Raw genomic sequence first — 23,418 nt, 5'->3', positions numbered from 1 at the left:
AAGGGAAGTCTGTTGGACGACCACAGCACAGTCGAGTTGGTCATCTACACCTCCGACGACGCCGAGGTCACCTCGGTCGTCGAGCAGCTGAAGGGCCTCGAGCCGCGTCGGCTCGGACGGGCGCGAGTCGTCGACCCGATGAGCGTCGTGGTCGTGGCGGGCGGGGTGCTCACCCTGGTGAACAGCCTCCTGGACCTGAAGGCCCACCTGGCCCGCCGACGTGCGGACAACGGCCCGGCGGCTGCCGCCGGACCCAGGCTCGTCGTCATCGTCCGCAACGAGAACGGCGAGCAGCTGCCGCTGGCGGACGCCGACAGGGCGCTCCTCCGGCGGTTGGTGGAGGAGGAGGGCGAGGCTGGCGCCCCGGACTCCTGACGGGAGGCGGGCGGAGGGCCCTCAGGACCTTTTCGCGGCTCAGCCGACCTGAAGGTGGCACCGGGTGCGGCGTAGTCGACGGGACCGTCGAAGCGGGTCGAGGCACGGGCGACTGCCTGCTGCGGGGTGAGGAAGCGCCCGACGTGCGTGACGACCAACCGGCCCGGCTGCGCCGCACGTGCGGTGTCACCGGTGTCCTCCGGCGTATGGTGGACCCCTCCCCCCCCCCCCGCACTCGGCGCCTGCGCGCTCTCGGCCTCGCACAGCAGCACGTCGCACCCCTCCGCCAGACTCGCCAGGGCGGTGCTGGGATTCCATGCGCCACCGCCCGGCTGGTCAGCGTAAGCGCGCCGACCTGTACCCGATGCCCGTCGTGCAGTTCCTCGATGGCATCGACGACGCCAACGGCTCTATTTCGCAGGCGTCCTGCCCACTGTCCGCTCTACTGTGTCGCCTGCCGTCCGCGTCGGGACGGGCCTGACAGGAGGGCGGCGGAGTGCCGGACGTTTACGGGATCATGTTGGATGCCGAGCTGAGCAGGGCGTTCGACGTGTGGTCCGCCTACCTGAACGCCCGCACGGGCGAGGACCCTCAGGTCCGCGCACGGCTGCGGTCCACGTTGCAGGCGGCCGGCGCGGCAGTGGTCGAGGGCGATCCCGCACATGCACGCGCCTTGGTGACGGAGATGTACCACGACGCACGAGAGTCCGGCCTCCCCTGGGCTCCCACTGCGTCTGGCCCGAGCGCGGCAGACCGGCAGACGCGCGACTACGCGAAGGACGGACTGCGGCAGGTCCTTCCTGTACCCATGCGCGAAGAACTCGACAGCATTGCGATCTACCTCAGCGTCACGGAACGCCGCCTCCAGGCCGCCCCTGACCTCGACGACGTCACACGCAAGGACATCCTGTACATCACGGCCCGCGCCGGTATGGCCCTCGACCTCGCGCACGCGACAGCAGCGCGACGCGAACTCGAACGCCTCAAGGTGATCGCACGACGCTGGGCCGTGGAGCCTTGAGCACCGAAAGTACGGCCGGGAAGACGTCGTCGCAGCCCTGCCACCGTCGGGGACCGAGTGATTGCAGTACTACGCGGAGGCCGGGAGGAGCCGGACCAGGCCCACGGACGTGTGCTCGCTCACCGAGGTGTGGACCGCGCACACGGTCCAGCGGCCGGGCGGAATCGGGACGGGGGCCTGTTCCGGCATCCCGCCGCAGGGGTACTCGACGTTCAGTTCGGCTCCGTCGGTAACGGAGTCCATCAGCACTGCCGGCCCGTCCGTCTCCCAGACACCGCACTCCTCCCACTCGACAGCAGGGTCGGCGAGAACAGCCTTGGCCGCGGCGATCAGATCGGCTTCGGAATCGGCTGCAAGCCACCGGACGAAGGCCTGATGTTCCGGCAGGTAGCAGGTGTTCGCGGGTTCGTCGGCCAGGACGAGCGCCCGGCCGCCATGTCTGCCCGCGCCGAGCACTCCGGCCAGGCCCTCGACCGCGCAGGCGCGGTCGTAATCGTCCGCGGTATCCCCGTCGCTGATGACCATCCCCGACCTCGTGCAGCCGCCCCATCCGTCCAGAGCGGACAAAGGGACGGCTATCAGCGGGCCGCCCAGCGACTCGACCCACGCGGGGGCGGTTTCGGCTGGGCCGGAAGAGGTGATCGAGGAGGGCTCCATGGGGCCAGTGTCCCCCCGGCCACCGACAACGGTCGACGGGCGGTCGAACGTCTTCGCCGCCCCCGTGAAGGCAGGCACGGCTGGGGTTCGTTCTCCCGCGCGACGACCGTCCGGTGCCGCCCGTATTGTGTGACGCGCATATGACAAACACCGCTCCGGGGGGAACGAGATGCTCAACCCCGCGCGTTCGCGCGCACGGTCCAGATCTGCGAAAAGGCTGCTGGTCCCCGCTCTGCTGACGGCGCTGCTGGCGCCCGTCATCCCGGCCGGGAACGCGTTCGCCGCGACGCCGCCGACCACCACGCCCACGAGCGCCGCACCCGCACAGGTGAGCAGGACAGGATCCGCGCCGTCGGCCGAACCGGGGCAGCACCAGGCGAGCCCTGGCCGCGCGGACACCGCCGCCGAGCCGGGACCGGTCCCGGCCGGGTCGGGCGGCGAGGCTTGCAAGCCGCTCGCGCTCGCGCCGCTCGGCGACCCGGGAGACGCGGTCGGCAGCGCCACGATCGAGCCCGAGGGCACCGCATGCTTCACGGTCACCGTGACGAAGCCGGGCCTGCACCGTCTCCTCGTCTCCGACCAGTACACCTACCCTTCGCTCAGCTCCGGTGAGAGCCGGGTCGAATGCGAGGACCAGAACTACCGTGACTCCTGGTGCGAGCTTGCGACCGGGACGTACACGCTCTCGGTCCACAACAGCCACTGGGAGCCGGTCGAGAACCGGGTCTCCCTCGTCCCGCTGACGGCCGCCCCCGCTTGTCCGGCCGTCGCCGGCACCGGCTACGACTCCGCCCCGACCACGGCGCGCGCCGCGGACCGCGTGGGCATCGTCTGCCACGCGTTCACCGCTGCCCCGGGCGAGCGGATCACCGCCGACTTCCGGCTGACCGCGTACGGAGACTCCTCACACTGGATCACCGACGACACCGGCAGGCGCATCTGTCCCTCCCGGAACGAGGACGGCAGCGAAGGCTGCGTCCTGCCCGCGGGCGTGGGCGGATACCGCGTCCTGGCCGAGGTCCGGCATCACGAAGGCGGCTTCCCCGCTGCGTACGGCCTGAAGGTCCGGCGCCTGTCGAACCCGGCCGGCTGCGTGGCCGTTGCCATGACCGCGTACGGCTCCGCGCCCGCCCAGGCCGCCCCGCAGACCGGGTGCAGGACGTTCACCCCGGCCGCGACCGGCCGCTACGACGTCCGGGGCATCAGCGCCCAGGGCGAGAGCTCCGGCACCGGGGTGTACGCAGCGGACGGCTCCACCGTCTGCGCGGAGGGGCAGAACTGCGCGCTCGCCGCCGGCACCCCGTACACCCTGCTCACCGATCTCGCCGTACGGATCCTGGACCGCACCTCCACGGCGGGATGCGAGAACGGCGTCACGCTCGCCCGCGACCACAAGGGCACGCTCACCGCCCCCGGTGAAGTCGACTGCCTGAACCTGCCGGTACCGCAAGGCGCCCACATCGCCGTCCTGTCCGACCTCACCGCCGGCATCACCGTCGTCGACGCCAAGGGCACCGCCTTCTGCGGCGACGGGATGAGGGACGGCACCTGCGTCCTCGGCGGCACCGCCCCGTACCGCGCCCTCGTCTCCAAGGACGACCCGCACGAGGAGAGCGACGACTACCGACTCGTCGTCCACCGCACGGACGTGCCGAGCGCCTGCCGCACCTTCCTGCCCGGCGACTTCTCGGGGAAGCCGGTCCGGATGAGCGTGAAGAACGGCGCGGGCGCGTTCGCCGACTGCCTGTCCGTCCCGGCGAACGACCACTCCGAGCGGGAACTCGTCCAGATCCAGCGGGTATCGGGCGACTCGAGCGCGGAAGTCAGCGTCCTCGATGCGAACGGCAAGCAGGTCTGCTCGATCACCTCGTACTACGGCACCTTCAACACCTGTGCCCTGACGCCCAAGGCCGCACACACCGTCCTCGTCCAGGGCCGTAAGGTACCCGCCGAGTTCGCCCTGACCCGCCTGGACGTCACCGCCACCGCGCGCGGCTGCGTCCCGACCGCGGCCACGGCCGTCGGCGGCCCGTCCACCGGCGGCGTACCGGCTGCACCCGGTACGTTCCTGTGCCACCAGATCACCACGGCCGGCGCGGGGGACACCCTGCACCTGAACGTCCGTGACGCGCAGGGCTCCGCCCGCCTCCTCGCGTACGACGCGAACGGCGACGTCGTCTGCGACTACTTCAGCGCGGGCTGCGCCGCCACCGGCTCCACCCGCTACCAGGCCCTCGTCCAGGTTCCCGAGGGCAAGACCGCAGCGCCCGCCTACCGGCTGGACGCGCTGCGCATCGGCACGGCGGCCGGGCCCGCGCCCGAGTGCGTCAAGGTCCCGAACGTCAGCTACGGCTTCGGCCCGCTGACCGGCACCCTGAACGAGAAGAAGACGGCGATCTGCGCCGCGCTCCCGACGGCGACGGGCGACCGCTTCGGCCTGAAGTTCACGCCCGCGGGCACCTTCGAGCAGTCCCCGACACCCTGGCTGTACGACCGGTCCGGTCTGAAGAACGGCTGCCACGGGTCGTGGTCCAGCGAGGGGCAGAACTACGAGTGCTACCTGGAGGGCGGCTTCCCGAAGGCCTCCCGGCCGAGCACGCTCGTCATCGGGCTGCCGGAGAAGCCTGCACAGGCTTCCACTGCTGTACGGGTCGACGTGGCGTGCGCCCAGCACCTGTGCGGCCCCGACGAGCGGAACGTCGGTACGGTGGGCCCGTCCACGGTCGGACGGGGCAAGGTCACCATGACCGTCACCGGCAGCGCACTGCGCGAAGACCATGCGGTCGAGTTGTCCGACGGCAGCTTCCGCGCCCGCTCGACGACCGTTTCCGTTGCTCCCGACCGGCGCAGCATGACGGTCGCCCTGGACCTCACGAAGGCCCCGCTCGGCCCGCTGTCCGTGAGCGTGTATGCGCACGGGATGTCGTACCTGAAGGGCTCGGTCACCGTCGTCGCCCCGATCCGCTCCACCGCCGCGCCCACCATCAACGGCACCGCGGTAGTCGGTGGCAAGGTGACGGCGACGACCGGCTCCTGGTCGCCGGCGGCCGACTCCCACACCTACCAGTGGCAGGCGAACGGGGCCGCGATCGCGGGCGCCACGGCTTCGTCGTACGCCCTGCCGTCGGCGCTCCTGGGCAAGCAGCTCACCGTGGTGGTGACCGCCCGCAAGGCGGGGCACCCGGCAGTGACGGCCGGCAGCGCCGCCGTGCTCGTCAAGGGACTCGCACCCAAGGCGACGAAGCCCGCATCCGTCTCCGGGGCGGTGCGCGTGGGCGGAAAGGTCACTGCGGTCGTCGGCACGTGGGCGCCCGCACCGACCTCGTACACCTACCAGTGGCGGATCAACGGAGCAGCGATCGCGGGCGCCACCGCGTCCAGTTACGTCCTGCCCGCCTCGGCCCTGGGCAAGAAGCTCACCGTGACCATGACTGCTCACCGCACCGGCCACCTGAGCGGGACGTCCACGTCGGGCTGGTACACCGTCGCCAAGGGCCTCGCGCCGAAGGGGACGAAAGCCCCGTCCATCACGGGAACGGCCAAGGTCGGGCGCGTGCTGACGGCGAACCGGGGCACGTGGACGCCGGCGCCGACCTCGTACGCGTACCAGTGGTACGCGAACGGGCGGGCGATCGCCGGGGCGACCCGGGCGACGCTCAAACTGACCACGGCGCAGCGCGGGAAGCGGATCACCGTGAAGGTGACGGCCCACCGGACCGGCCACACGGCAGGCACCGCCTCGAGCCGTGCAACCGGGACGGTCGCCCGCTGATCCCTCCTGCCCAACACAACAGCCCCCGGGCCGGCGGCCACACCGCCGCCCCGGGGGTTCCTCGTACGGTCCGCCGGCGTCCCCCCGTACCGGCTGCGACACGCTGATCGCCTGACCCGCCAGTCGTGGCCGTACCGGCGCCGGCTCTGCTTGACTGCCGGTGTGGACGCGCAGCGCCGGCCCACCGTCTGGGACACCGACGAGATCGCCGGGGACTTCGTCACGTGGGACGACACCGTCGGCTGGCTCTTGGGATACCCGGCCGTGTTCGAACAGCTGCGCCTGGCCGAGGCCGACGTGAACGTCCTGCTGGACCTGGGCTGCGGCCCCGGGAAGGTCGCGCGCCGTGCCGCCGAGGACCACGGCGTCCAGGTGCACGCGGTGGACCTCTCCGATGCGATGCTCGCCATCGCCACCGCACGGTACGGCCATCCCCGGGTGACCTGCCACCGGGCCGACGGCACGGACCTGTCGTTCCTCGGCGACCGTTCGGTGGACGCGGCGATGTGCTGTTTCGTCTTCGTCTGCGTGCCGCACTGGGACCAGGCGACGGCCATGGCGGCCGAGGTGCACCGGGTACTGAAGCCGGGAGGCAGGTTCGCCGTCCTCAACGCCCACCCCGGCCACACCGGAGTGACGTTCGACAGCTTCCGCATCGGCCGCCCCGGCACCGCCTACCAGACGGGCGACCCGATGCCCGTACGCCTGCGCCAGACAAACGGCGAGTGGGTGGACATCATCGACACGTACTGGTCCGCCGAGAACTACCACGCGATGCTGCGCGAAGCCGGCTTCGCCCGAACGTGGGAGGCCGACCCCCTGCCGGCCGACCCCCAGCGCTCTCCCGCGCCGGGGCCGACGCCGGGGGAGCGCTGGGCCACGGAACGAACCACTGCTCCGTTCCTCCTGATCGCGGGGGAGAAGTGAACCGGGAGCATCAGCAGCGGGCGGTTCGTGGGTGTCCGGTCCAGCCGGTGGCGGTCACCACCTCGCGTGCGATGTCCGCGACCGGCCGTTGGTCCGTCACCACCCGCACGGTCCCTGCGCAGGCCCGCTGGTCCAGGAGCCGTGCCGAGCGCATGCTGCCTGCCAGCTCCCGTTCCAGCTCCGAGCCGATCTCCCGCCCGGCCAGCCGCTCGCGGGCAGTGGTGTCGGAGGCGGTGAGCAGGACCCGGGTGATCCGGACCCCCGCCCCCATGGCACGCTCGAACATGCCCGTCGCCTCGGGCAGCACACTGGCCGTGTTCGTGTAGATCAGCCGGTGGTGGCCGAGCCGGGTGAAGTTCTCCCACACGGCCGTCAGATTCCTCTCGGTGATCCCCGAACGGTGGGGGTCCCCTTCGGGCGCCGGATGGACCTGACCCATGAAGTCGCCCTCGATGACCGCATGGGAGACGGCCGAGGCGCGCAGCGACGCCGAGACCTCCCACCCCACGGTCGTCTTGCCGACACCGGCCCGCCCCCCGATGAGCAGTACGTGCGCGCGATCCATGCATGCAGCCTGTCAGGTGACAGCCGGTTCAGACGATCCACCTGAGGCCATCAGCGAGCTCGACAAGGCCTTCGAAGCCGCGGATGTCGGCTACACCACCGAGATCTACCCCGGCACCGTCCACGGCTTCACCATGTCCGACACCGACGCCTTCAACCCCTCCGCACTGCAACACCACTGGGACCGCCTGCTCCCCCTCCTCGACCGCACCCTGACCAACAACTGACGCTCCGGCCCGCAAGACCAACCCGAAGTGCGCCGCCCCTCAGCCCGTAGCTCGCGCCCGGCCGCCAAAGCAGCGGCCGGGCGCGGCTGGCCGCGGCGAGCGGCTCGATGAGACGGATCTGTGCGAAGACGTACGCCCCGCGCTGGCGGCCGTACGTGTGGCAGGCGTGCGTGGTGATCGTTTGGTTGGGACGGTAGTACCTTAACGGCATCCTTATCAACTGGCGATGAGCAATTTTCAACGCCTGTTGACGCGGGGATGGTTCCCGCATACGGTCCTGGTGCCAGGCGGATCTATCGCGGTCGGCCTGTCGAAGGTCATCAACTCTTCATGCCCATCAGGCATTTCGGTCACTGTCGGAACGCCGGCTATGGCACGGGCAGCTGCCGTAGACCCAGCTGTGCCGTGGCCGCGGGGCCATCGCCGTGTCCGGTATGCGGCTGTCGCTATCCGTGTGGCATGCGCTGTCGATGCGCTTGTGGCGGGGCTCAGGTCCCTGTCGTGTTGTCCCACTTCATCCATCGGAAGGACTGCTGGTGCTTTCTCGCGCCCGCCGATTCGTCGTTGCCGCTGTGGCATTCACCTCGCTCGGTGCTTTCGGCGCTTATGCGTCGGCTGCTGATACTCCTCCTGTTCCGGAGGGGGAGATGCCGTACGCCGTCGAGGACGGTGCGTACCCCAATGCCGACAAGATCCTGGCGGAAAAGGGCATCAAGCTCGTCCGTGGTGACGGGAACATCACTCTGGCCGACTGTGACGACACCAAGAAGCAGATCCGGGTGATTGCGGTCGCGGACCCGACGGTGAACCGGCAGCGGTTCTACTGCTTCACCGCTCACGCCGACACCGGTCACCTGGCACTGCAGCTCGACCGTGTCTACGCGATCGATGCTGCGGATCACCCGATTCAGGCGGAGCTGACGGCCAACGGGGTGACGGAGACGGTGAAGATCGCCAAGGACGGCTACGCCAGTGTCGGCGAGGGTGTTGCCGGCGGGGCCCGCAGTGTGCTGGTCGAGATCCGGGTCACGGGCTGATTCCTGCCCCGACGCTGCTGTGACAACGACACATTTCGCGCCTCCCCTTGAAGGATCATCATGTCTGACATACGTCCGCTTTCCGTGCGGATGAACGCCGGTCTTGCCGCCGCGACTGCCGTATCCGTGGCCACCGTCGTCCTGCTCGCGGGCAGCTCCCACGCGGTGGGGGGTTCTCCGGCCGCGGACAACTCGCATGCCTATGCCGTCAAGCTCACCATCGGGGAGCTGGAATCCAGCAAGGCCTGCTCAGGGTCCCTGGTCGACGCTTCCTGGGTCCTGACCGCGGCGTCCTGTTTCGCGGCCACGCCCGGCGCGGCGGTTGCGGCGGGGAAGCCGGCCGTGAAGACGACCGTCATCCTGAGTGACAAGAAGTCCGTCGAGGTTGCCGAGATCGTTCCGCGTACGGACCGCGACGTGGTGCTGGCCCGTCTGGCTGCGCCGGTGGCCGGTATCGCCGGAGTCAAGCGTGCCGGTGCCGTGCCTGTAGTGGGTGCGGATCTGACGGCGGCCGGTTTCGGGCGGACGAAGACCGAGTGGGCGCCGGGCACGCTCCACACCGGCACCTTTACCGCCACTGCTTCTGACGCCACCACGGTGAGCGTCACGGGCAAGGGTACGGACGTCATCTGCAAGGGCGACACCGGTGGTCCGCTGCTGAACGCGGCCGGTGAACTGGTTGCTGTCAACAGCCGGTCCTGGCAGGGCGGTTGTCTCGGCAACGACCCGGCCGAGACCCGGACGGGTGCGATTGCCGCCCGTGTGGACGATCTGCGTGAGTGGATCGACGGGGTGCGGGCCCAGATGCCGGGCTGGATGACGCAGGCCATGGTGCAGTCGGGCAGCAGCCTCTACCAGGGCACCCGCCTGGCCGACGGTTCCTGGACCGGGTTCAGCGACGTGCAGACCAAGGCGGACAGCCTGGGCGGCATCCGCAACTCCGCGGCCGTCGGCATGAACGGCGACACCCACCTCCTGGCGGTGAGCAACGATGGCGGGCTGTTCCACACGATCCGCAAGCAGGACGGCACCTGGGGCAAGTTCGGTGACGTCTTCGGCGTGGCCGGCACGCTGGGCAACCTGACCAGCGTCACCGCGATGAACATCGGCTGGGACCTGCACGTCGTCGCCGTCGCCGACGGCAAGGCCCTGCACACCGTCCGCAACGCCACCGGCCACTGGACGCCCTTCAAGGACGTCACCTCCGGCAAGGTCGCCAACGTGAGTGCCGCCGCCACCGCGGTCGTCCGCGGCGAACTGCACGTCACCACCGTCAGCGGCGGCAAGGCGTATCACTCGATCCGGCAGGGCAGCGGCAACTGGCTCGCCTGGGGCGACGTCGCCGGAGCTGCCGGTGCCACCGGTCCGATCACCTCGATCAGCACGATCGGCGCCGGCGACGAAACGCACATCGTCATCGCCACCGACAACGGCACCCGCCAGTACCACGCGGTGCGCAACTTCAACGGCACCTGGACCCCGCTGACCGAGTTGAAGGACATCCTCGGGACGGTGACGGCCAAGTCCGTGGCCACCGCGAACGTCGCCGGCGAGGTCCAGGTGGCTGTCACCACCGCGGACGGCAAGCTCCTGCACACCACCCGGCACGCCGACCGGACCTGGTCCACGACCGCCACAGTCCCGGTCCAGGGCCTGCCGGCCGCCCCCGGCCACCTCGCGATCACCAGCACCTGGAACGGCTGACCCGGAAACGGCCCACCGCCACGGTGCCCGACAGGGCACCGTGGCACCCCGGCCAGGACACCCCACAAGCCCACCCACGAGACCACTTCACGATGGGTTGAGATGACTTCCAAACGAAGATTGCTGAGTTCTAGGCCGCCAGGCCTGGTCCATGGCGCGGTACGGGTGCTTGTGAGCACTGCGTTGCCTCTTGCGCTGGTGTCCGGGTTGCTGGCGATGCCGGCGTATGCCACGGACACCCCGCCGGTTGCGGATCCGGCTCCGACGGCTGGTTACGTCATTCCGCCCACCGACCGCGGCCGCGTGGTGCAGCTGTGGAAGGACGGCGGACCGGGCATCAAGGCCGCCGCAGAGGTGGCCCTGACCGGCAGTGATGCCGAGGTCACGAAGTTCCTCGAGCAGGCAGCCCAGATCGCGGTCGAGGACGACCGCGTCGCCTCCTCCCAGATGGGCAGCGTCGGCGGCCCCAACCTTCAGGAAGCCGCGTACAAGGCGTTCACGGGTACGCCCGCGGATGCGAAGGCGTTCCTGGCCGAGGGCTGGAAGGCGCCTTTCGACGAGGATCAGCGGCTGAAGGTCGCTCAGATCATCGACACGGCCGGTCCGATGGAGCAGGCGAAGGGCCGGGCGGCCCTTCAGGGTTCTCAGTACCAGATCGAGGCCTTCCTCCGGGAGGGCCGTCACACGTGGCGCGAGGAAGACCAGCGTGTGCAGGTCGCCCAGATCCTGAGTGTCGGCGGAGAGAACGTCCGCACGGCCGGACGCATCGCCCTCCGTGGCTCGGCCGAGGAGATCCGCGACTTCCTGGAGGTCGAGCAGCACACGGCCAGGGCCGCGGACGAAGAGCACGCCACGGTCGCCCAGCTCGCCCAGCAGGTCCGTGAAGCGGGCCGGCAGGCGAAGGAAGAGTTCACCGCTGCCAAGGCCGAATCGGACCGCGCGGTCAAGGCGGCGGAGCAGGCCAAGCTGGCGGCGCTGACGGCTGCGCAGGAGACCAGGGATGCCAAGGCCGATGCGGTGAAGGCCGCTGCGGCCGCATCGCGGGCCGCCGAGTTCGCCCGCCAGGCCGCTGCCGCTTCCCAGCAGGCCATTTCCGCGGCGCGTGCTGCCACCAACGCCGCCCGCGTCGCGTCCAACGCGGCAGCCCAGGCAGCCAGTGCCGCGGCCTCGGCTGCGAAGGCCGCCACTCGTGCCAACAACGCGGCGGCGGACGCGGCGACCAACGCGTTCGGGGCGAAGAAGGCCCGCGAGGCAGCCCAGGACGCACGCGACATCGTCAAGGCCGTGCGGGGCATCGCGGAGGCATCGGCTCAGGCCGAGGCGTCCGCCAACGGTGCTGCGGATGCGGCACTGGCCGCAGTGGGCGCTGCGTTGAACTCGCTGGCCGCCGCGGGTGCAGCCACCGACGCAGGGGATGCCTCCGATGCCGCCGGAGCCAGCTCCGCTCAGGCCCGGGCGGCTGCCGACAGTGCCCGCCGCTATGCGAACGAGGCCAAGCGAGCCGCTACGCAGGCCGCGGCTCTCGCGAGGAAGGCCGCGGCCGCTGCCCGCGATTCCCGGGTTGCCGCCGAATCCGCGGCCAACCATGCCGAGAAGGCCGCGAAGGCAGCCGATGATGCTGCCGAACATGCCGGTGAGGCCGCCGATGCTGCGGCGAAATCCACGGCGCACGCCGCAGCGGCTGCCGCGGCCGCGATCGATGCCACCAACGCAGTCGAGCAGGCGAGGGGCGTCTACAAGCTCGCCCGCGAGATCGAGGCCGAAGCCCTTCTGGGCCGGACCAACGCCGGCCTCGAGCGCGCTGGCGACCTGCGGGCGGAAGAAGAGCAGCGCCGCAAGGACAATGCCCAGGCCGCGCAGCAGACCAAGGATCTGACGGCCCGGGCGAAGGCCCTCGCCGTCGAAGCGTCCCAGCCCGGTGCGGACGTCAAGGCCATCGCGGCCAAGGCACGCGAGGTGGCACTGAAGACCGCGCAGACGCAGGGCGGCTGGAGCGAGATCTCCGCCCAGGTCGCCCTCGCCGGCTCGGACACCGACATCAACGCCTACGCCCGCACCGGATGGATGGAAGCCGCCCAGGAAGACGAGCGCGCCCTCGTCGCGCGCATGGCCGAGGATGCCGGGGCTACCAGTGTCCGCGCCGCCGCCGAGCAGGCCCTGAAGGGCAACGCGCAGGCCGTCACCGCCTTCCTCGCCACCGGCCAGTACCAGGTCGGAGCCGACGAGTTCGGCGTCCACATCGCGCAGATCATCGACGGGGCCGGCCCGATCCTGCAGGAGGCAGGGCGTAAGGCCCTGAACTCCGGCGACCCCGTAAAGTACCGCCAGTTCATCGAGACCGGGCAGCACACGGCACGGGTCGAAGACGAACGCGTACGCGCCGCGGAACTCGCCTCCATCGGAGGTCCGGAGCTGAAGGCCGCCGCGCGGATCGCCGTGCACAGCTCCGACGCAGAGGTACACAAGTTCATTCAGAACGGCCAGTACCGGGCCCAGCGCAAGGACCTGCTGGCGGCCAACCATCAAGAGCGTGTCCAGGCACTGATCGCGGAATCGGCCGAGATCGCCGCGACCGCTCACCAGGACGCAGCCGAGGCCGCCAGGGTCGCAGCCCTGGCCCGCGACAAGTCGGACGAGGCCAACGGCTACGCGCTGCAAGCCGCTGCGTCGGCCAAGGAGGCCAAGTCCTTCGCCGATCAGGCGGCAGCTTCCGCGGCGAAGGCCAGGGAAGCCGCCAACCGGGCAGCGCAGTCCGCGAAGGCCGCCCGCGACGCCGCCGCCCGCGCCGAAAAGGCTGCGGACGAAGCCGGCAAGTCGGCCGCCGACGCAGAGATATCGGCGCAGTCCGCCCGCACCTCTGCGTCGCTGGCGTGGGCGGCAGCCGCCCGTGCCAAGGACTCCGCCCTCGCTGCCGGCAAGGACTTCGGTGCCGCCCTCCAGGCCTCCAAGGAAGCCTACGACGCCTACACACAAAAGTACTGGGAAGCCGAGGAACGGCGCCGTAACGACCCCGGGGAACAGGCCCGACGCCAGTACCGGTGCGGATTCGCCGGCACCGACTGCATGACCGACAAACAGTACGCATACTGGTGCATCAAAAAGCCCGTATGCATGCTCGCGACCGAGTTCGGCGAAGCACTCGAGCCCTACGACGACGACATAAAGTTCATCGGCAACGAACTCCTCGGGCTCAGCAACCTCTACAACTGCTTCAACGGGCAGGGCCTCGACGGCCTCTGGTCATGCGCCGAGCTCACCCAAGACGTCGCCATCAACTCCAAAATGCGGGCACTTCGCGCCGGGTTCGCTCTTCTCTTCCGTTCCCTGAAGGGATGCAAGTGCTTCCCGGCAGGCACTAGAGTCCTGATGGGTGACGGAAGCAGCCGCAACATCGAAGACATCGAGGTCGGCGACAGGGTTCTCGCCACGGACCCCGCGAGCGGCTATTCGGTGGAGAAAACGGTAACCAGGAGTATCACCACCGAGGATGACAAGTACTTCAATGAACTGACCATCGAAACCCGGCAAGGGCCGCGAAAGCTCACCGCAACGTTCGAGCACCCGTTCTGGAATCCGACGGTCAAGAGGTGGCTCGAAGCGCGCGAGTTCGCGAAGGGCGACGAACTGCTCACCAGCAGCGGTGACAGGGTCCGGGTCGCGGCCAATCGTTCCTACGCACGGCATGCGCGTACGTACAACCTGACTGTGGCCGACCTCCACACGTACTATGTGCTGGCCGGCACGACCCCTGTCCTGGTCCACAATGCCGACTGCGGACCCGACCTCGGCGACTCGTGGCGGTCCAGAGACCCGAAGGACCTGCCCGGAGACATGGGCGGTTGCGAGCGGTGCGCGGTCCAGATCATGGATACTCTCGGTGGTGGTCAGGTCATGCGTATCGCGATGAAGCCCCAGTACCAGAACTGGTCGATGTATAAGTATCGAGACCAGGACGTTGGCTGGAAGCAGCATTTCGTGGTCGTCAAGGACGATCGAGTGTTCGATGCATGGACAGGTCGCCTGGGTGAAAGCATGGACGAGTACATGGCTCACTGGGAGGACGCCGGCGAGTTGTACGACCGCACCATGGGAAAGCTCGTCCGTTCGCCGGGCGGCGGGTACGACTTCAAGGCCGACTAGGCAGGAGAGAGAATGGACCCTGTACTCTCGAATGCTCGACGCAGGCCGCGGATGTGCGGTTTGGACGGCTCGTTTTCGGACTACGTCGCATTCTTGGTGGGGTATGACACGGGGCTCGCGGGATCACTTCTCGCTGGTTTCAGCGAGTGGGTCGCCCGTGAGTCCGACGGAGTGGGGGCGAATCTCTTCTGGCCGTACCTGGTACTCCGGGAATCCGGCGTTGATGACTGGGCCGGATTTGACTGGCACCAACTGAACCCGGACGACGATGCCCGTGCGGTAGAGAAGCTGTTCCAGCTGCTGGAAGAGTTTGAGCAGCGCAAGTAAGAGTGGAAACCTAGTGGTGGGCCCCAGTCGAAAGGGGGCCCACCACTTGTGTGAGGCGACGGTTGCCCGGCAACCCGGCACGTCGGACCAGTGCCGGACGGCACGGGCCTCCGGTCGCGATGGCGCTGGACATGCCGCTATCGGATGCTCCGATCGGCAACCCGGTTCGCTCGCCTCGACGGCACCGGTCAGGTCATGGACCCGGCCACGAGCGGACAACACCTGGCAGACGCGCAAACCACGGCACGGCCGAGAAGGACCACATGCTCGTGCTCGTCGGTTTCCGTGCCTTCGGTCGCTTGCGTCGCTTCGGTCGCTGTCGGACCGTCCGCCAGGGCGCAGCGGCCCGTAGCGGGCCTGCATGGTGTGCCGGGAGGGGGCGGGGAGAATTGCCCGAAGGGGCGGATTGATTCACCCTCAGGGGCTTTGTCGAAGGCACTGTGGGCGCTGCCCTGCCTCGCCTCGACGGCTCGCCCGGTCGGCCCGTCAGAGGCTGCTGGTGTCGAGGTCCAGGTCGAACGGCTCGGGCAGGTGGATGGCCCTGCCGAAGGGGTGGGGGCCCTCGACCCGGGTGTACCCCAGGTGCCCCGGCGCGGCGAAAAGCGTCACCGTGCGTTCGATCCGGTCGACGAGGAGATAGAGGGGGGCGCCGTACTCGGCGTAGCGGCGGCGCTTGACGACCCGATCGGTATCCGCGTTCGACTCGCTGGTCACCTCGACGACCAGGAGGGTCTGGTCGGGGACGAGTGCTGCGGCGCCCTTGGTGAGTTCCTCGGGTACGACGGCGATGTCGGGGACGTACCAGTTGGAAGAGCCGGGCAGGTCGAGGTTGCCCGATCCCTCTACGCAGCCGAGCTCGTCGACCCGGGCCTCGATTTGCCGGCGGATGAGCTTTGCCGCCCGCTCGTGGTCCCAGGTCGGCGTCACGGGCTCGATGATCCCCTCGATGATCTGGGCGCGGTCGCCCCGGATGTGCTGGACTGCGTACTTCAAGGCACGCTCCGGATCGATCCCGCCGCTGTAGTCGGCGGCCGCAGTGCTCATGCCGTGCGGTTCCCTTCTCCGGTCTCGGCCCACAGCCGGTCGCAGTCGCGGCGAGCGACAACGGCCGGCTCGTACCCACTGCTCCCCGCGCACGCGGGGATGGTCCCAGGGTAGGGGCAAGCACAATGACGTAGAGGCGGAGGCGCGGATGTCCCGTGGGCGAACGACGCGCGGCGGCGGGCGGTGGCTTCCCCTGAGCTTGCCCGTTACGCGCGTCTCTGGGAAACGCATCAGCGGGTCGAGCACGTGCGTGCACACAGCTGTTCCCGGGCTGCCGACGGAGGCCGGGCGCGGTGGCGACCGAGTGGCCTGCGGTCTCTATGTATGACAACTATCATAGTTGCTGTAGTGTGGTGACCATGGAGACGAGGACATACACGACGATCGACCTCCGCAAGCAGATGGGCGAGATCCTCGACCGCACCCGGATTGCCGGCGAGCCCGCCGCGATCACCCGCAAGGGCAAGACGCTCGCCTACTTGGTGCCCGCCGAATGGTTCGAGCACTACCGGCAGCTCACCGAACAGCAGCCGGCCCCCGGCGCCGGCAAGGCAGCGGCCTGACCGCCCCGGCAAGACCAGGAGCCCACACCGTGACCGCGCAACCCGTGTACTTCAACGGACCCGGCGGCGGCGACCCCGTCCCGCCGATGCCCGAACGCACCCCCCAGGCGCTGCGTCTGGCCATCCAGGAGCACGCCCCGCACCTGTTGCCCGACTTCGAAGCCCACTGGCGCCGGGCGATCGGGGACGCCTTCAACCTCACTCCGGTGCCTGCGTTCATGCGTCTGTGGTGGACTCAGTACGCCATCGCCCGCGACCCACGCCTCGAAGCTCACATGAACGACCTCGAAGCCCGCGCCGCGAAGTCCGAGGACCCCGAGGAATCCACCAGGCTCCTGGCCGAGTACAGCCGCCTGCGCCACCAGGCAGCCACCATGGAGCCCGGTCAGTGACGGACGCCCTCCCGCGCCCGCCCTGGCAAATGGACTGGACTGCCGAAGCTCGCCGCGAGTTCGACGCCATGCCCGCAGACGGTCGCCAGCTCTTCCTGGCCGCCCGCGCAGAACTGATCACCGCCGAGGACCCCTACTACCGTGGCATCGATGCCGACGCCCTTTTGCCGCACTGGATCACCGTCCGCCCCCTGGCTTCCACCAGTCCCGGCGGTCCGCACATCGCCGACGTCGCCGGCGGCCGCGGATGGCTCGTCTACACCTTCATCCGCCGCCACGCCGAGCCTCAGATCACTGTCACCGACATCTTCTGGACCTGACCGGCATCCACTACGCAGGGATGGTCGCGCCGATGGCTCCGTCGATGGGCTCCGGACGTGCCGGGTATCCGCCGTCACGGCGCCGTCGAGCGTCTTCGGTACAGGGGGCGGGTGGTGTCGGCTGCGGCTCCGTCTCGCCCGTCATCGTCGTCCTCCAGGGGTCGGGGTCACCGGTGTGGTCACTGCTGTGGTCACTGCTGTGGTCACCGCGCTCCATAGGCCGTGATGCCGGCCCACTTGCCGGTCTGCGCAGGTGAGTCGTCCTCGTCCAGCAGTGCCACCGCGGCCCGTCGGGCGGCTTCCAGTGGGGCAGTGCCGTGGCAGCGGTGGTCGATCCACTTGTCGCAGAAGCGGAGCGCCGGCCCCGACCACATCGAGAAGGGGCAGGCCAGGACGAAGCCCGCTCCCGCCTCGTGGAAGGCGTGGACCAGCGCGTTGGCGACATCACCGGCCAGTTCGAGCGGGCGCGGCGTCCGCGGCGTCGGCCCGGCGAGGGCCCCGTGCCCACCGCTGCGGTCGGCCATGACGCGTTGGCCGGTGCTGCACGCGATGAGCAGCACCTCCTCGAAGCACATCCGGCTCGTGAGGACTTCGCCCGTCTCGAGCAGGTCGTCGGCCATCTGGACGCCGGAGCCGAAGGGCGCCCCGGGGTCGGACAGGCCGTGGGTGATGATCTGGAGCACGTCCGTACGGCCGCGGACGGGCGGCCCCGAGTTCAGCAGGCCCCGCAGCGTCGCGGCAGTGGCACCGTGGCCGGTGATCGGTTCTTGGCGCAGCCGGTGCGCTCCCAGGAACACGGACAGCCGGTCCACCGCCTGCTCTGCCACTCGAAGCCGCTTGCCGTCCGGCTGATGGGTGACGCCCAGCAGAGTGGCACGGACCGGTCCGTCGGGCCGGTGGTCCAGGAGCGGCACACAGGACAGGTTGGGGACGATGCCGATGGCCGTTCCACGGATCACATGGCGGTCATGGTGGCGCACGACCGTCCAGGGCAGGTTGTGCAGGCGTCCGTGCGGGGACAGCAGGCAGGTGCCGCTGTCCGCGATCTCGTCGGCGAAGGCCGGGGGGATCAGGTCGGCGAGACCGATGCCGCGATGACCCCAGAAGTCCAGGGGTGCGTGTTCTTCGCGGAATTCGCGCTGGTGTGCCTCCAGCGCACCGAGGGTGTTCCCGTCCGGCCGGCGGATGTCCGTGTCAAGCGTGCCGTCCGGTCTGGCCAGGAGCGCCAGGATGCCGTCGGGGCGTTCGTACAGGCTCAGGAGCACGCAGCGGCCGGGATTGCTGCCCGGGGCCGCGGTGCCGTAGGCGGCCAGGAAGCGGGTGAGCCGATCCGGGTCGAAGGGCGGGTCGTCCCTGATGAGGTGCCAGCGAGGATCGGTCGCACGGATTCTGGTGAGCAGCTCGGCTCGCTCGGCGAACATCCGTTGGGCTTCCTTCACAGAGCCGCGTCGGTCGGCGTCCGCAATCCGTTCGGTCAGTTCGGCCAATGCGCCGTGGTCCGGCCCGCTCCGTGCGTTCCGTTCCGTGGTAGCGGCCGCGGCGTCCGGTGTGTTCCGCGCTTCCGAGCGGGCCAGCGACAGCCGTGCCGAGAAGGCGCGCGCCTTGAGCAGATCGGTGACGACGGCGCACAGCCGTGCGTCGCCGGTCACCTCGGCGAAGGCCAGCGCCTCCTCGAGCAGCGGTCGGCGAAAGCGCAGATGCAGGGTGTCGAAGCGGTGGCCGAGCGGCACTCGCAGTACCCGGTCGAGGGCGAGGGCCATCTCGTGATAGGCATGCGCCGCACCGGCTCGGTCCTTGCGGCCGCGGTGGGTCCGGGCGCGCTCGGCGTGCAGGCCGGCCGCGAGGGAGTCGTCGGGATGGTCGGCCGTGCAGCGCGCCCCGCGGTCGCACCAGTGCAGCGCCTGTTCCCACCACCCGTCCCCCTTCGAGCGCCGGGCCGCCTCGGCACGCATACGGCAGTACGCCGCGCCGCGCACCAACCGCAGGTGTGCCCGCATCGAGCTCCGGTCTTCGGCAAAGGCGTCCTCGAACAGCGGGGCGGCCAGATCCAGCCGGCGGGACGCCTCGGCCGGCGCGCCGCGGTCGAGCGCGCAACGGGCCAGCTGCAGCAGACCGGGGGAAATCTGTGGTGACGCTTGGGCCTGGACGGCGCGGGCTGCTGTCGCGCGCAAAGGAGCAGGCTCGCCTGCGGCAGCTCCTTGCGGATGCCCGCCGGGGGCGAAGCGGGGTTCTCGTGCTGCACGGCGAGCCGGGAATCGGGAAGAGCGCCCTACTGGAGAAGACAGTGGCGGAAGCCACGGGGATGACGGTGCTGCGAGCCACGGCGATCGAAATGGAGGCCGAACTCGCCTTCGCCGGGCTCGGTGAACTGGTGCGCCCCGTGGAGCAGCTGATCAACCGGTTGCCGTCCACGCAGGCGCGTGCTCTGCGTACGGCCCTGGCACTGGAGGAAGGACACGCTCCCGACCGGTCGACCTTGGGGGCAGCCACGCTGACGCTCCTCACGGATGCCGCAGCCACGGCACCTCTGCTGGTCGCCGTGGACGACGCCCACTGGATGGACGAGGCCAGCACCCAGGCGCTGCTCTTCGTTCCGGCGCTTGCAGGCCGAGGCAGTCGCGGTGCTGGTCACGGCACGCGACGGCGAGGGCTGTTGGTTCACGAAGGCCGGCCTGCCGACACTGGCTCTCACCGGTCTCGAGCCGGCGGCAGCCGCCAAGCTGGTGCAAGGGGTTGCCGACTTACCCGCCGACGGCGCGCCGTTCAAGCGGCTCTACCAGGAGACGGCCGGCAACCCGCTGGCCCTGCTGGAAGCAGCGCCTGCTCTGGGCAATTCCGAATGGGCCGTACAGCTGGCCGATACCGCCGCGCGTGCCCGCGACCGGGGCGCCCTGCCCGCCGCCGGCCGTGCCTACGAGCGTGCCGCAGATCTTTCGCCCTGCCCGGTCGACCGGGGCCGGTACCTGCTGGCGGCGGCCGAGGTGGCACAGCTCGCCGGCCGAGGGGACCAGGCATTGACTCTGGCCGAGGCGGCGACGAACGCCACCGACGATGCGGCGGTACGTGCCGGGGCGAGCGGGTTGCGCAGTCAGATGCTGCTCGTACGCCAGCCACCCCGCCGCGTACACGATCAGTTGGTCGACATGGCGGACCAGCTCGAGGCGGGGCGAGCGGTCCCCTTGCTGGTGGCCGCCGCGGGCGCGGCATGCATGGGAGGCGCGATCGTCCAGGCACGCGTGACCGCGGATCGAGCCTCGGCGCTGGCCCGCAACGGGGAAACGGCGGTCTTTGATCATTCTGCGGCTCTGATGCGGGCACACACGATGATGCTCGCCGGCGAACGCCGCGAGGCCACTGCCGTGTTCCGCTCCTGCGAGGAGTTCCTCACCGCGACCGACCCGCTCTCCATCGGGGTCGAGGTGATGAGCTTCTCCGCAATGGACCTCATGTGGCTCGAGCAGTTCCCCACCGCGCGGACGCTGCTGGAACGGGCCGTCCGGTGTGCACGCCAGATCGGCGCCTCCGAGCGGCTCGTCCCCTACCTGACCGTCCTGGCCGACACACAACTGCGCACCGGCCGTTGGAACGACGCCTACGCCCTGGCCGGCGAAGGAGCCGGCCTCGCTGCTGAAATCGGACAGCCGGTCCTGCAGGCGTACGCCATCTCCACGCTGGCCCGCATCGAGGCTGCCCAAGGACGCACCGCGGAGTGCACCGAGCACGCCCGTCAGTTCCGCGGACTCATCGAGGGCCGCGGCGCGGAACTGGTCAGCCCCTACATCGAAGCCGCCCTCGGTCTCCTCGAACTGGGCACCGGCAGGAACGCCGAAGCCGCAGCCCGCCTGAATGACCTTCAGCAGCAGGTGGCCGCTTCCGGGCTGAGGGAACCGACCGTGCTCCAGCACCAGCCCGACCTGATCGAAGCGTGCCTGGCCGCGGGCGACCCCTCCGGCGCCCAGGCGGCACTGGGCGAACTCGCGGGTCAGGTCCGGCAGGCGCCTTCCGCGTGGGGCCACGCGGTGCGTGCACGGTGCCGAGGGCTCGTCGACGCCGACGAGGATGCTTACGCGGAGGCTCTGCGGCACCACGAGCAACTCCCGGACCCCTTCGCCAAGGCCCGTACCGAGCTCGCCTACGGACGATTCCTGCGCAGGAAGAGGCAGCGTGGTGCGGCCCGTCGTCCCCTCACCGCAGCCCGACAGGTGTTCGAGCGCCTCCGTGCTGATCCGTGGACCGGGCTCGCCGAGCGGGAACTCCGAGCGGCCGGGTTCGAGACCCCCACCCGCCGCAGCCACGAACCAGTGGCACTGACCGAACGAGAGACGCAGGTCGCCGTCCTCGTCATCAAGGGTTACACGAACCGTGAAGTGGCCGCGGCGCTGTTCCTGTCGGACAAGACCGTGGAGTACCACCTCAACCACATCTACGCCAAGCTCTCCATTCGGTCCCGAGTCGAACTCGCCGGTCGTCTGGCCGTCGACACGCCCCTGCATGAGTGACACCACTGCCGACGCCAGGGCCAACCCTAGGGAGACCACTGGTTTCTCCAGGCCTGTTGCTGCGTAGCGTGCACAGCGCCACTGGCTCCTCGGCTGCCGCAGCGATGCCGCCGCGAACGCGAGCCGTGTGCCGCCCAGGGGAGGGACCGCGAACCGATGCGCAATTTCATCATCTTCGTCGAATTTCTGGCGGCGATCGTCTTTCTGCTGACCTTGGTGTCGACGTGCGCGGCTCCGGATCCTCCTCCCGCCAACCCCTACCCGCCGTACTACATGCCTGCACCGCCCCCGCCGCCCTGTTGCGACGTCGTCAGTTGCCGGTGCCCGCGGTGACACAGAGCACCGCTGACGACGCCGTCGGACGAGACCAGCTCATTGCTGGCGGCGCTGGAGCTTCAGGCTGGTGACGACCGCCACGCCGAGGGTGATGTGCATGAGGGACAGGGCTGCGACGGTGCCGCCGTCAGCGCCGGACGTCAGCGGGCCGGCAACCGACAACAGCGCCAGCCCACCGCCCACGTACTGCGCGATCCGCAGGAAGACCGGCTTCCACAGGCCCAGCAAGAGGGCAACGCCCGTCCCGACGACCAGCGGGACGACGGAGGCGCCGATGACTCCCCCGACCGTGATCGGGTGCTCTTTGCTGCCGTCGACGATGATGAGCGAGGCACCGGCCAGCTTGGCGACGCCGAGAACGATCAGATTGACCACGGCCGCGCCGACCGCGCTGGTGACCAGCACCTTCCACCACGTGAGGCCGGAACGGTCGACCGAGGGCGCGGCGGCCACAGCGGGGCCGGGGTTCGAAACGGCATTGCTCGACATAGGACTTCCTCCAACGTGTGCTGCGCTGCCCGACGGCCAGCGGCATACGAAGAAGCCTCCAACCTGAACCTCACTTGAGGTCAAGCCCTGTCCCGGGATCGGAGCTGAGTGGAGATCTGCCGGCGGTCCACGTGGCGTTGGGCCGTCAGGCGATGAACAGGCTCATGCCGGGGGCCGGTCGCACGACCTGACCCGGCAGGACGGTGCCCGTCACCTGCCCGTTGCAGAACGGTCCTGACCATACGAAGGCCACCTCGTCGGTGAGGTTGGCGACCTCCGAGGGCACGAAGTCACCGAGCGGGTAACAACCCGACGGATCATCGTGCAGCGCCCCGTCGATGATCAGCACTCCGTTGGCCGCCTGCGCCGTGCCCGGCGCCGCCAGTGCCAGCGTCAGCGCCGCCGCGCACGCTCCGAGCACCTGCGCCGCGCGTCGTGTCCCACGCATCCGTCGTCCACCTGCCTCTTCCGTCGTCCTGCAGCAACCACTGCCGTAACCGACGGTAGGGCATCGCTACTCAAGGTGACACGGTGTATGGGAGTGAAAGAGGAGCGCGCGAAACTCCTAGAAGCCCTCGACTCGCTGATGCGACGAAGTTTGACGACAACCTAGTAGGTGACAGGAGCCGGCGACTGCTTCAGGCCCAGTGGGCGGTCGGCGAACGCCTTCTCCGAGTCGACCTCGTAGCAGATGTTGACGCTCGAGTCCCCGAGCGTGCTGTCGGTGAAGCGCTGAACGTCCCCGACGGACTTCGTCTCCCAGAGGCACGTCACCACGGATCCGTCGACGTGCGGGTAGAACTGCAGCACCCGGGTGCCATCGGGTGCTCCGGTGCCGTCCATCAGAGCCTGGCCGCGGGGAAACGCGGTCTCCGGGTTCAAGATCTTGTGCTGGACCACGACGTACATGGCGTCCTCCTCGTTCCGTTCCGTGTCGTTCGGACGATTCGACGCTAGGCGTGCTGCGGCCGCGGCCGCATCGCGCACATTCACCAAACCGCGGTGGACGGCGATGGTCATTCCT

Annotated in this window: 19 protein-coding genes and 4 pseudogenes; 15 read left to right on the top strand and 8 right to left on the bottom strand. The window is 69.7% G+C overall.

Annotated elements, in window-relative coordinates; all coding sequences use genetic code 11:
• The first annotated feature begins 12 nt into the window (after positions 1-12).
• Positions 13-375: a hypothetical protein gene (locus ACZ7H1_RS20905; protein ID WP_470788555.1), complete on the top strand. Its 363-nt coding sequence runs from the start codon at positions 13-15 to the stop codon at positions 373-375.
• Between the two features lie 50 nt (positions 376-425).
• Here ACZ7H1_RS20905 and ACZ7H1_RS20900 read toward each other — a convergent pair.
• A pseudogene (locus tag ACZ7H1_RS20900) lies at positions 426-766 on the bottom strand (MBL fold metallo-hydrolase); the annotation flags it as partial.
• Between the two features lie 105 nt (positions 767-871).
• On the opposite strand from ACZ7H1_RS20900, the gene ACZ7H1_RS20895 reads away from it, so the two are divergent.
• A complete protein-coding gene (locus tag ACZ7H1_RS20895; RefSeq protein WP_470788553.1) occupies positions 872-1,396 on the top strand; it encodes a hypothetical protein in 525 nt (174 codons plus the stop codon).
• A gap of 69 nt (positions 1,397-1,465) precedes the next feature.
• Here ACZ7H1_RS20895 and ACZ7H1_RS20890 read toward each other — a convergent pair whose 3' ends face one another.
• Entirely contained in the window at positions 1,466-2,053 is a 588-nt protein-coding gene (locus ACZ7H1_RS20890) for an Imm21 family immunity protein (protein WP_470788551.1), read from the bottom strand.
• A 169-nt stretch (positions 2,054-2,222) separates the two neighbouring features.
• On the opposite strand from ACZ7H1_RS20890, the gene ACZ7H1_RS20885 reads away from it, so the two are divergent.
• Entirely contained in the window at positions 2,223-5,825 is a 3,603-nt protein-coding gene (locus ACZ7H1_RS20885) for a hypothetical protein (RefSeq protein WP_470788550.1), read from the top strand.
• Positions 5,826-5,987: 162 nt separating this feature from the next.
• A complete protein-coding gene (locus tag ACZ7H1_RS20880) occupies positions 5,988-6,752 on the top strand; it encodes a class I SAM-dependent methyltransferase (protein ID WP_470788548.1) in 765 nt (254 codons plus the stop codon).
• A gap of 10 nt (positions 6,753-6,762) precedes the next feature.
• Here the strand turns inward: ACZ7H1_RS20880 and ACZ7H1_RS20875 are convergent, their stop codons facing one another.
• A complete protein-coding gene (locus ACZ7H1_RS20875; protein ID WP_470788546.1) occupies positions 6,763-7,317 on the bottom strand; it encodes an AAA family ATPase in 555 nt (184 codons plus the stop codon).
• Positions 7,318-7,339: 22 nt separating this feature from the next.
• On the opposite strand from ACZ7H1_RS20875, the pseudogene ACZ7H1_RS20870 reads away from it, so the two are divergent.
• The 6 genes and pseudogenes from ACZ7H1_RS20870 to ACZ7H1_RS20845 form a co-directional block, all read left to right on the top strand.
• Positions 7,340-7,543 (top strand): annotated as a pseudogene (locus ACZ7H1_RS20870) (dienelactone hydrolase family protein); the annotation flags it as partial.
• Positions 7,544-7,625: 82 nt separating this feature from the next.
• Positions 7,626-7,715, top strand: a pseudogene (locus tag ACZ7H1_RS20865) (HAD family hydrolase); the annotation flags it as partial.
• A gap of 364 nt (positions 7,716-8,079) precedes the next feature.
• Positions 8,080-8,580 (top strand): hypothetical protein, encoded by a 501-nt coding sequence (locus ACZ7H1_RS20860; protein WP_470788544.1) that lies wholly within the window; start codon positions 8,080-8,082, stop codon positions 8,578-8,580.
• A gap of 60 nt (positions 8,581-8,640) precedes the next feature.
• Positions 8,641-10,284: a S1 family peptidase gene (locus ACZ7H1_RS20855; RefSeq protein WP_470788543.1), complete on the top strand. Its 1,644-nt coding sequence runs from the start codon at positions 8,641-8,643 to the stop codon at positions 10,282-10,284.
• Positions 10,285-10,455: 171 nt separating this feature from the next.
• Positions 10,456-14,424 carry a polymorphic toxin-type HINT domain-containing protein gene (locus tag ACZ7H1_RS20850; RefSeq protein WP_470788542.1) on the top strand — a complete coding sequence of 1,323 codons (3,969 nt, stop codon included), beginning with the start codon at positions 10,456-10,458 and terminating at the stop codon, positions 14,422-14,424.
• Between the two features lie 12 nt (positions 14,425-14,436).
• On the top strand, positions 14,437-14,751 hold the full coding sequence (locus ACZ7H1_RS20845) for a hypothetical protein (protein WP_470788540.1): 315 nt from the start codon (positions 14,437-14,439) through the stop codon (positions 14,749-14,751).
• A 486-nt stretch (positions 14,752-15,237) separates the two neighbouring features.
• Here the strand turns inward: ACZ7H1_RS20845 and ACZ7H1_RS20840 are convergent, their stop codons facing one another.
• The gene (locus tag ACZ7H1_RS20840) at positions 15,238-15,795 is read right to left on the bottom strand and encodes a Uma2 family endonuclease (protein WP_470788539.1); all 558 of its coding nucleotides are present in this window, start codon (positions 15,793-15,795) and stop codon (positions 15,238-15,240) included.
• A 359-nt stretch (positions 15,796-16,154) separates the two neighbouring features.
• Here ACZ7H1_RS20840 and ACZ7H1_RS20835 point away from each other — a divergent pair, with 359 nt between their 5' ends.
• The 3 genes from ACZ7H1_RS20835 to ACZ7H1_RS20825 are packed head-to-tail and all read left to right on the top strand — an operon-like array spanning position 16,155 to position 17,070.
• Positions 16,155-16,358: a type II toxin-antitoxin system prevent-host-death family antitoxin gene (locus ACZ7H1_RS20835; protein ID WP_470788538.1), complete on the top strand. Its 204-nt coding sequence runs from the start codon at positions 16,155-16,157 to the stop codon at positions 16,356-16,358.
• Between the two features lie 29 nt (positions 16,359-16,387).
• The gene (locus ACZ7H1_RS20830; protein WP_470788537.1) at positions 16,388-16,750 is read left to right on the top strand and encodes a DUF6247 family protein; all 363 of its coding nucleotides are present in this window, start codon (positions 16,388-16,390) and stop codon (positions 16,748-16,750) included.
• Positions 16,747-17,070, top strand: coding sequence for a hypothetical protein (locus ACZ7H1_RS20825; protein WP_470788535.1), 324 nt, complete (start codon positions 16,747-16,749; stop codon positions 17,068-17,070). Before ACZ7H1_RS20830 ends, ACZ7H1_RS20825 begins: the two co-directional genes overlap by 4 nt.
• 203 nt (positions 17,071-17,273) lie before the next feature.
• Here the strand turns inward: ACZ7H1_RS20825 and ACZ7H1_RS20820 are convergent, their stop codons facing one another.
• A complete protein-coding gene (locus tag ACZ7H1_RS20820) occupies positions 17,274-19,241 on the bottom strand; it encodes a CHAT domain-containing protein (protein ID WP_470788533.1) in 1,968 nt (655 codons plus the stop codon).
• Here ACZ7H1_RS20820 and ACZ7H1_RS20815 point away from each other — a divergent pair.
• Both ACZ7H1_RS20815 and ACZ7H1_RS20810 read left to right on the top strand, forming a co-directional pair.
• Positions 19,196-19,639, top strand: a pseudogene (locus tag ACZ7H1_RS20815) (ATP-binding protein); the annotation flags it as partial. The gene ACZ7H1_RS20820 and the pseudogene ACZ7H1_RS20815 sit on opposite strands and share 46 nt — an antisense overlap.
• Positions 19,640-19,670: 31 nt before the next feature.
• Positions 19,671-21,569, top strand: a complete 1,899-nt coding sequence (locus ACZ7H1_RS20810; protein ID WP_470788532.1) for a helix-turn-helix transcriptional regulator — start codon at positions 19,671-19,673, stop codon at positions 21,567-21,569.
• Positions 21,570-21,941: 372 nt separating this feature from the next.
• On the opposite strand, the gene ACZ7H1_RS20805 is transcribed toward ACZ7H1_RS20810, so the two are convergent.
• The 3 genes from ACZ7H1_RS20805 to ACZ7H1_RS20795 all read right to left on the bottom strand — a co-directional run bounded on the left by ACZ7H1_RS20805 (position 21,942) and on the right by ACZ7H1_RS20795 (position 23,303).
• Complete coding sequence (locus ACZ7H1_RS20805) at positions 21,942-22,394, bottom strand: DUF6069 family protein (protein WP_470788530.1); 453 nt, start codon at positions 22,392-22,394, stop codon at positions 21,942-21,944.
• Between the two features lie 145 nt (positions 22,395-22,539).
• Positions 22,540-22,842 carry a hypothetical protein gene (locus tag ACZ7H1_RS20800; RefSeq protein WP_470788528.1) on the bottom strand — a complete coding sequence of 101 codons (303 nt, stop codon included), beginning with the start codon at positions 22,840-22,842 and terminating at the stop codon, positions 22,540-22,542.
• 161 nt (positions 22,843-23,003) lie between these two features.
• Complete coding sequence (locus ACZ7H1_RS20795) at positions 23,004-23,303, bottom strand: hypothetical protein (protein WP_470788527.1); 300 nt, start codon at positions 23,301-23,303, stop codon at positions 23,004-23,006.
• Positions 23,304-23,418 lie beyond the last annotated feature (115 nt).

This window comes from Streptomyces sp. NPDC037401, from assembly GCF_055602345.1.
The sequence above is the reverse complement of the archived record's forward strand: the minus strand, read 5'-3'. Positions and strand labels throughout refer to the sequence as shown.

Coding starts and splice junctions, on each gene's coding strand:
- ACZ7H1_RS20890 (WP_470788551.1), bottom strand. CDS start 2,053: ATGGAGCCCTCCTCGATCACCTCTTCCGGCCCAGCCGAAACCGCCCCC.
- ACZ7H1_RS20885 (WP_470788550.1), top strand. CDS start 2,223: ATGCTCAACCCCGCGCGTTCGCGCGCACGGTCCAGATCTGCGAAAAGG.
- ACZ7H1_RS20875 (WP_470788546.1), bottom strand. CDS start 7,317: ATGGATCGCGCGCACGTACTGCTCATCGGGGGGCGGGCCGGTGTCGGC.
- ACZ7H1_RS20855 (WP_470788543.1), top strand. CDS start 8,641: ATGTCTGACATACGTCCGCTTTCCGTGCGGATGAACGCCGGTCTTGCC.
- ACZ7H1_RS20845 (WP_470788540.1), top strand. CDS start 14,437: ATGGACCCTGTACTCTCGAATGCTCGACGCAGGCCGCGGATGTGCGGT.
- ACZ7H1_RS20840 (WP_470788539.1), bottom strand. CDS start 15,795: ATGAGCACTGCGGCCGCCGACTACAGCGGCGGGATCGATCCGGAGCGT.
- ACZ7H1_RS20835 (WP_470788538.1), top strand. CDS start 16,155: ATGGAGACGAGGACATACACGACGATCGACCTCCGCAAGCAGATGGGC.
- ACZ7H1_RS20805 (WP_470788530.1), bottom strand. CDS start 22,394: ATGTCGAGCAATGCCGTTTCGAACCCCGGCCCCGCTGTGGCCGCCGCG.
- ACZ7H1_RS20800 (WP_470788528.1), bottom strand. CDS start 22,842: ATGCGTGGGACACGACGCGCGGCGCAGGTGCTCGGAGCGTGCGCGGCG.
- ACZ7H1_RS20795 (WP_470788527.1), bottom strand. CDS start 23,303: ATGTACGTCGTGGTCCAGCACAAGATCTTGAACCCGGAGACCGCGTTT.